The organism is Rhodococcus sp. IEGM 1302 (assembly GCF_030056935.1).
Classification (GTDB): Bacteria; Actinomycetota; Actinomycetes; order Mycobacteriales; family Mycobacteriaceae; genus Rhodococcus_F; species Rhodococcus_F qingshengii.
In genome coordinates this window covers 54,758-62,311 of sequence record NZ_JASHKY010000011.1, presented here as the reverse complement: position 1 = coordinate 62,311, position 7,554 = coordinate 54,758, and the positions used below count along the sequence as shown (strand labels likewise).

The following is a 7,554-nucleotide window of genomic DNA, read 5'->3' as shown; positions in this document are numbered from 1 at the left end:
TCCGAACTCAGGATCAAAATTTGTCGTCGTCAGGCGTCAGGAGCACCGCAGTGTTGCAGTGCTCGACGCAAGGCTAGAAACCGGTTGCCCACACCTGCTCTACCGGAAACGTTCGGCTTCGCGGGCAAGTTCGGTCAACCGTTCACACAACTGTGTGAGCTCTGAACTCTCTGCGCCCTCGGCAATTGCTGTCGCCACATCTTCGGCAGCGCATCGGACCTCGAACATCCGATCCACGAGTTCGACCGCTTCGACTGCGGTCAAGATGACGGCGTCAGCCGGGATCGACGTGCCCTTGACGGCATTGCGCTGCTCGTACGCACGCTGTCGACAAGACTGGCTGCAGTACCGGCGTCGACGACCGACACCGGTCACCGCGACCTCTCGACCACACCACACACACGGGTTTCCCGAACGCGCAGACTGCGGTGATCCGACGCGTGTGCTCTCAGCCATGAATCGACACTGTACTCGAGATTCGGACGCCTTCGATGAACGCGCACGGTACCCGGTAAGATGGAGAGGTTGCGTCTTCTCGCCACACGGGAACCAATCGGGTGCTCGTGGCGTTGTAGATGAGTGTGAGCGTCTACTCCCCAAGTCAGGGCGCCCACCAGCGGTGACGAACGAAGAGAGGACACCACCATGGCAGATCGCGTACTTCGAGGTAGCCGACTCGGAGCTGTGAGCTACGAGACCGACCGTGACCATGACCTCGCGCCCCGTCGTATGGCCAAGTACAAGTGCGAGAACGGCGAGATCTTCGACATCCCGTTCGCGGACGAAGCCGAGATCCCCGGCACCTGGTTGTGCCGAAACGGCCTCGAAGGCACCCTCATGGAGGGGACTGCTCCCGAAGCCAAGAAGGTCAAGCCTCCCCGCACCCACTGGGACATGCTGCTCGAGCGTCGTTCGGTCGAGGAACTCGAAGAGCTCCTCAAAGAGCGTCTCGATTTGCTGAAGGCCAAGCGTCGCGGCGCATGAACTAGCACTTCGATCAAGACCGTCCGGTTCTACACCGGGCGGTCTTTCTCGTTCTTCGGGGAGTGATCGTTCACAAGTCGACGTCATACTTCGGCCCTTCTTCGACGTGGCAACTTCAGGATGCTTCGCGGTCCTCAAAGACACTTCAGGGCAACGTCATTCAGCATCCAGGCGCACTCGCGGGCCGACAGTGCGCAAATCCTGGACTTGCGCTGGAGAACCATCGGCGCTGCTTCGTGCACCAGTGTGAGCTGTATCCCCCACCCCGCGACACACCAAACTTCGGTACACCAAACTTCGATACGGAGTGAACTGGTAGCCCAGTCACTCGGCCGGGTTGCTTGCCAAGTGACGATGGCAAGCAACCCGGCCGACTGGGGTGTGGGTGAATGTTTTGCGGTGCTGAACGGTTCTTCCGCTACTTCCCGGTCACCGAGTGATGCTCTGTGCCGCGGTTCCTTGGCGGAGGCGGGTGATTTCGTTGCGTGATTCGACGACCTGGGGGCTGTCGTCGCCCTTGCTGACAGCTAGGTCGCTGCACAGATCCAGCGCGGCACGAACGATATGTCGTCGTTGGCGACGTTCGGTGCGAGTGGGTGCGGCTTTCGCGTAAGTGCGTTGTTGTCGCCATCCGCCGGCGGCGGTCACCTCGGCGTCGGTCAGGACGCCGGACTCGATTTCCGGGGCGAGAATGTCACGGACGAAGTGGGATTCACGTGGGTGCGCCCAGACGAACGCGATCCACAAGGCAGTGAACGCGAAGACGATGTCGCCGATCATGATGACGAACACGAGCGAACTGCTGCCGCCGGCGATCGCGAGCATGGAATCCCACACGCCGTGGATCAGGATGGGTGCCACGATCAACGCCAATCCGCGTCCGATCCGCCGGGGCTGGGCCGGGGTGCCGATCAGATAGATCACGCCGGCGCAGAAAAGGGCGGTGAAGAGGGGATGAGAGACGATGTCGGAGTAGGTGCGGGTGGCGATGGAACCGAGCAGGCCGTCGGTTTGGTGGGCGCCGAAGCCCTGTGTTGCGCCGGCAATCGAGTACAGAAAGTCTTCGCTGGTCTGAAATCCCAAGCCGATGAAAGCACCGAGGAGCAGGCCGTCGGTTGCGGTGCGCACCAGGCGTGGTGCAAGCGCGAGGAGGACTACGATGCCGATGCCTTTGGCGGTTTCCTCCACGAAGGGTGCAGAGAGGCCCGCATGCCAGTCCTGAGCCCATACCTGCCCGAAAATCTTCGAGTAGAGCGAACCGACTGCTCCGTTCGCGGGTACTGCGATAGTGAACGTTGCTGCGGTGGCGCCCCAGATGAAGCCGGTGACCACTAGTCCTACGGGTTGGCGTTCGTAGCGGTCGATGTGCCGGAACCACCATGTCCAGACCGTGGCGCTGATGACGCCGACGATGCCGGCAACGAGGAGTGCGCGCCCGAAGTATCCGGCGAAGGGAGCAAACATCTGCCAGCCTTTGACGAGGCCGAATCCGCACATCCACAGGTATATCCAGAACACGACGTTGCGTGGCTGGAAGAAGTGAAATTTCTCGCCCCAGGCCGTCGTATCGAATGCGCGGGAGCGGGTTTCGAGGAGATCGGTGCTCACTTGGTGTCTCCCTCGTGTGTGCCGATAGAGGCGATCATGTCGGTGATTTCTCGACTGCGGGCGGCGATCTGATCGGGTGGGCCGACTACCTGTACCCGAATTCCCTTGCCGTCGACGACGAATGTGGTCACCGATCCGGCGGACCGCGGAGTGTCAAAGCTGACCTGGACGCCGCTCAGACCCCCGGCGGTGCTGATCGGCTGGCGCGCACCGGAGACCGCAAGCACGGAACTGCCGTTCGTCGCAAGACTCACGGCATCTGTTTGGGAGAGGAGTTCGTCGGCAGTTCCACTGAATGTGTCGGCGTCGACGCTCACGGTGACGGTGCCATCGGTCAACGTCACACGTGGGAGCGAATCGGACGCGCCATGTTGGTCGGTTCGGAAACCACTGTCGACATTCCAGCCCGCAGGTACGGCGAAGGAGACCGTTTCGGTCACGGCCATCCGGTCTCCGGCGCCGGTTGGATCTTCGGAGGAGACAGCGGAATCGATGGCGGGCACGATCACGGTCCAGAGCATCCACACCGCCAAGATCGCGAGGGCGTGTGGGAAGACTCGTGTGTCGAATCCGAGGAAGCGGTGATCCGCTGGTGGACGTCTTCCGTGTAGGGGCTCGTGCTTGTGTGCAGTACTCGAAATAACGCTCAATTTCCCTCGTTTCCATTGCACAGCAGGTGCACTGACTATCGCAGAAACGGACAAATTCCGTGCATCAGCCGGCACCTGCCGGTCATCGAGACGATCGTGCACCAAGTTCCCGTAGGCGCGAGATCACCGAGAGCTCCTAGTCGACTGTGAATCTTCGCATCGCCAGATGTCCGAACACGCCGACCAGAATCAACGTGACGCCTGCGGTCACGGAAACGGAGTCGGTCACCAACCCCGCGATGCCGGTCACGGCTACGAACACCGGCAAAAAGTCGAACAGCCTGAAAATCGACTGCGGTGGTTCGGTTTCGAGGCCCTGAGCCTGAGCGGCCTTGTTCGGCGCATACTCGGGGTACCACTCGGTGAAGGAGATCGCGAAGAAGGTTCCGAGCAACTGCAGAATCCATCCGGTCCAGAAGTTGTCACCGTCGTGCAGCAGTGCGTCTCCGAACAGGCCCACTACGGCCGACCAGGTGAAGGCGAGCGCCCACACTGCGGTGATGACGTAGTTGATGCGCAGAAACAGTGGCGTCGTCCAATACTCTTCAGGCGTCGACTCTTTCGCGTACTGCAAAGTGAAAGGATTGCGGAGCAGGATCGATCCGAAGGCAAAGACCACCAGCGCGATGTTGGTCAGTTCGCCTCCCCAGAGTTCGAACCACCGAATCGTGTTCGCCGACGCGAGGAGGCCGATGGCCGCCAGAACGCCGAAGAACACGACGTCGAAGACCTCCAACAGCTTCACGGTGCCGCCGCGCCGGTGACTGGCCGCCAAGATCAGCAGCGACAACCCGAGGGCTGCGGCCGCGGATTCCTCGAACCTTCCCGGCCCGGAGAGCAAAGACAGCAAGATCCACGGTGACAGGCCGGCGAGCGGTGACTGCAGAACCGCGTCGACGACACTGGTTTTGTGAACTGCATCCCGGGGCTCGGACTTGTCTGGCTCGGTTTTCTCAGGCTCGGTCACAAGAAGCCGCCTTACGCAGGAACGGGTGGCACAGCGAGTACCCGCGTAGGCGCTCCTCGGAACATCGGCAGCCCTAATATCCGATGCTCGGCTCAGATTGCCGCAGTCTCCTCGGGTGAGTGCTCAGCCTGATCTCGGCGCCGGGCCAGCACTGCCATGGCAATCGCGCCGACCGCGATGATGCTGAGCACGATCTCCGGCACCGGACCTACTCGGCTGGCAAGGGTGGAGCTGGTCGAGAGCGGCACCTTCGCCACCAGGGTCGCCGGCACGAACAGGTCGGTTTGCGAAGTCACCGCACCGTCGGGAGCGATGATGGCGCTGACACCACTGGTTGCGGCGACAACGACGGCGCGGCCGTGCTCGACTGCCCGCACACGCGACATTGCCAGCTGCTGATAGGTCATCTCGGTGTCCCCGAAAGTGGCGTTGTTGGTCGGTACCGCCAGCAACTGTGCACCGTTGCGCACAGATTCCTGGAACGCCCGGTCGAACGCCACCTCGTAACAAGTCGCGACACCGATGGGTACCCCCGCTGCATGGACAACGCCGTTGCCCTCGCCGGGAACGAAATTGCCCGCGCGATCGGCGTACGAGGAGAAGTTCCGGAAGAAGCTTCGGTAGGGCAGGTATTCGCCGAACGGCTGAATGATCTTCTTGTCGTGCTGTTCCTGAGGACCGTTGGCGCCGTCCCACACGATCACCGAATTGGTGGTCGTACGATCGGCGTTCACGAGTACGGTGCCGACAAGAATCGGCGCTCCGATCGCTTCGGAGGCCCGGGTGATGTCGGCAGCGGCATCGGCGTTTCGCAGGGGGTCGATGTCCGAGGCGTTCTCCGGCCAGATCACGACGTCAGGCTGATCGACGCGGCCCGCGTCCACCTCGGCAGCAAGTTTCACGGTTTCGGCGACATGGTTGTCGAGGACCTGCTTGCGTTGCGAGTTGAAGTCCAAGCCCAACCTCGGAACGCTTCCCTGAATGGCGGCGACGGTGATCGTTCGATCACCGGAATCCATGGTGGACAAGAACGGCGACACCGCGAGAGCAATGATCACGGGCACGAGGGCAGCGGCAACAGCTCCGAAGAATCCTCGGTCCCATCGTTTGGCCGCGACAGCGACTGCAACTGCTGCCAAGCCGGTACCGGTCAGGGCCACCGCGAAGCTGAGCAGCGGCGCACCGCCGACACTCGCAAGAGGGAGGAGCCACCCTTCGGATTGACCGAATGCGAGCCTGCCCCAAGGAAATCCGCCGAAAGGAACGCTGGAACGAAGCCACTCGGTGAGCGTCCAGGTCGCAGCAATCCACAAGGGTGCCCATGGCAACCTCGCCACCAGAACCGCAAGCAGCCCGAACAGTCCGATGAACAACGACTCCACCGCGGCCAACGCGATCCACGGGACCGCACCTACGAACACACCGATCCACGGAAGCAACGGCACCAGAAATCCGAGACCGGCCAAGTATCCGTAACCGAAGCCAGCACGAAGGCGCAGTCCGCCGCGCCCGAAGTTCGTCAACACACACGTCAGAAGAGCGATCCCGACGGGCGCCAAGAACCACAGCGGGCGGGGTGGGAACCCTGCGAAGATCAGGAATCCACCTGCGGCCGCGTACAGCGAACGTAGCCATGCGGAACCGGTGAGCACAGCGCTCACACGGGAGCGATCACCGACAGACGCCTCTGCGCCGGCCTCACTCACTCGACGAGCCGCGCTGATAGACGACGCATCCGCGATGCACCGACTTGATGCAGACCGGAATCGGCGCATCTTCCGCCAGCCTCGGCAGAGCGGGTACGCGCGAGCGCGGATCGGTAGACCATCGCTGAACCGAGTCGGCGGGTGCGCTCACTTCGAGTTCGCCTGCCTCCCACAACACGTAGGAGGCCGGTGCGCCCGGATTGAGGGTTCCCGCGGCGCCGTCCCGCACTCCGCCCGCGCGCCAGGCGCCGCGAGTTGCCGCGGAGAAGGCCGCACGCGGCGAGATTCCACTTCCGTCGGTGCGGTGCTGGACAGCGGCGCGCAGCATCGCCCACGGCTCGATGGGGGTGACCGGGGCGTCGGAGCTGAATGCGAGCGAGACACCCTTACCGGCAGCAGGTGCAAACGGATTCAACGCTGCTGCGCGCTCTACTCCCAGGCGCGTGGCGTACAGACCGTCGGTGCCACCCCACAGTGCGTCGAACACCGGTTGGACGCTAGCGATGACACCCAAGGCGGCAAAGGTTTCCGCGTCGGCCATAGACATCATTTCCGCGTGCTCGAGGCGGTGACCCAACGCGGCGACCTTGGGGCCACCCAGTTCGTCGGCGACCCTGCGGAACGCGGCAGCTGCCGACGAGACGGCGCCGTCACCGATGGCATGGAACCCGGCCTGGACGCCCGCGAGGGTACAGGCCCGGATGTGTGCGGCGATCGCGTCGACGTCGAGGTAGGCATTGCCCGTCGAATCAGGTTGGTCTGCATAGGGTTCGAGCAACCACGCGGTATGCGAACCGAGCGAGCCGTCGATGAAGAGATCCCCGCCGAGTCCGTCTGCTCCGGTTTTGTCGAGGAGCGCGCGAGCATCCTCTTCGCTGTCGACACGCTCACCCCAGTAGCCCCGAACCTCCACGCCGTGATCGTGGGCCAACAGTTCCTGGAAATCGGTCAATCCCGAGATGTCCGGTCCCCCGCACTCGTGAACGGCCACGATTCCGCGTGAGGCGCAGAGATCGAGCGCAGCGGTACGAGCAGACGCGCGCTGAGTTTCCGTCAGCAGATTCCGAGCGGCATTGCGCGCCAGGTGGTGTGCGTCGAACGTCAACGGGCCTTCGGCTGAGTATCCAGCGGTGTCGGCGAGGCCGGAGATCCCGTCGCGCAATGCGCTCGAGCACGCGGCCGAGTGAACGTCGATCCGCGAGAGATACACCTTGCGGCCAGGGGCGGCCGCGTCGAGATCTGCGGTCGACGGCGGGGTCTGCTCGGCCCACTCGGTGTCGTCCCAACCGTGTCCCCAGATGACTGCGTCGGGATGGGCAGTTTCGGGGTTCGCGGCTGCGAATGTTCGTACTCGCGAGAGACATTCGTCCAGAGAGTTCGCGCCCACGAGATCGAGGCCGACGAGATTGAGTCCCAGTGCGGTGATGTGGACGTGGGTGTCGACGAACCCGGGAGTGACAAACGCACCACCCAGGTCTTCGATCTCCGCGGCGGGGTGCAACGCCCGTCCGGCGCGCTCGTCGCCGACCCACACGACGGTGCCGTCGGTGATGGCGATCGAGGTCGCATCAGGTGCAAATGAACTGTAGATCCGGCCGTTGACCAGCAGACGAGTAGTCACGAGCACCCAGTCTGCCTG

7 protein-coding genes are annotated in these 7,554 nt (G+C 63.0%); 1 reads left to right on the top strand and 6 read right to left on the bottom strand.

The genetic code is table 11. From position 1 onward, the window contains the following. Positions 1-99: 99 nt before the first annotated feature. On the bottom strand, positions 100-456 hold the full coding sequence (locus QM609_RS17120) for a hypothetical protein (protein ID WP_050655267.1): 357 nt from the start codon (positions 454-456) through the stop codon (positions 100-102). Between the two features lie 189 nt (positions 457-645). Here QM609_RS17120 and QM609_RS17115 point away from each other — a divergent pair, with 189 nt between their 5' ends. Next, positions 646-984: an RNA polymerase-binding protein RbpA gene (locus tag QM609_RS17115; RefSeq protein WP_003944971.1), complete on the top strand. Its 339-nt coding sequence runs from the start codon at positions 646-648 to the stop codon at positions 982-984. Positions 985-1,413: 429 nt separating this feature from the next. Here the strand turns inward: QM609_RS17115 and QM609_RS17110 are convergent, their stop codons facing one another. The 5 genes from QM609_RS17110 to QM609_RS17090 all read right to left on the bottom strand — a co-directional run bounded on the left by QM609_RS17110 (position 1,414) and on the right by QM609_RS17090 (position 7,542). After that, entirely contained in the window at positions 1,414-2,592 is a 1,179-nt protein-coding gene (locus tag QM609_RS17110; RefSeq protein WP_050655268.1) for a PrsW family intramembrane metalloprotease, read from the bottom strand. After that, positions 2,589-3,242: a hypothetical protein gene (locus QM609_RS17105; RefSeq protein WP_228232700.1), complete on the bottom strand. Its 654-nt coding sequence runs from the start codon at positions 3,240-3,242 to the stop codon at positions 2,589-2,591. Before QM609_RS17105 ends, QM609_RS17110 begins: the two co-directional genes overlap by 4 nt. 136 nt (positions 3,243-3,378) lie before the next feature. Then, positions 3,379-4,209, bottom strand: coding sequence for a hypothetical protein (locus QM609_RS17100; protein WP_047270554.1), 831 nt, complete (start codon positions 4,207-4,209; stop codon positions 3,379-3,381). A gap of 92 nt (positions 4,210-4,301) precedes the next feature. Further along, a complete protein-coding gene (lnt, locus tag QM609_RS17095) occupies positions 4,302-5,870 on the bottom strand; it encodes an apolipoprotein N-acyltransferase (RefSeq protein ID WP_050655285.1) in 1,569 nt (522 codons plus the stop codon). Between the two features lie 37 nt (positions 5,871-5,907). After that, positions 5,908-7,542, bottom strand: coding sequence for an amidohydrolase (locus QM609_RS17090; RefSeq protein WP_050655269.1), 1,635 nt, complete (start codon positions 7,540-7,542; stop codon positions 5,908-5,910). Between the last annotated feature and the right edge of the window lie 12 nt (positions 7,543-7,554).

What these genes read in the sequence shown, in the direction of transcription:
- QM609_RS17120 (WP_050655267.1), bottom strand. Translation starts at nt 456, where the DNA reads ATGGCTGAGAGCACACGCGTCGGATCACCGCAGTCTGCGCGTTCGGGA.
- QM609_RS17115 (WP_003944971.1), top strand. Translation starts at nt 646, where the DNA reads ATGGCAGATCGCGTACTTCGAGGTAGCCGACTCGGAGCTGTGAGCTAC.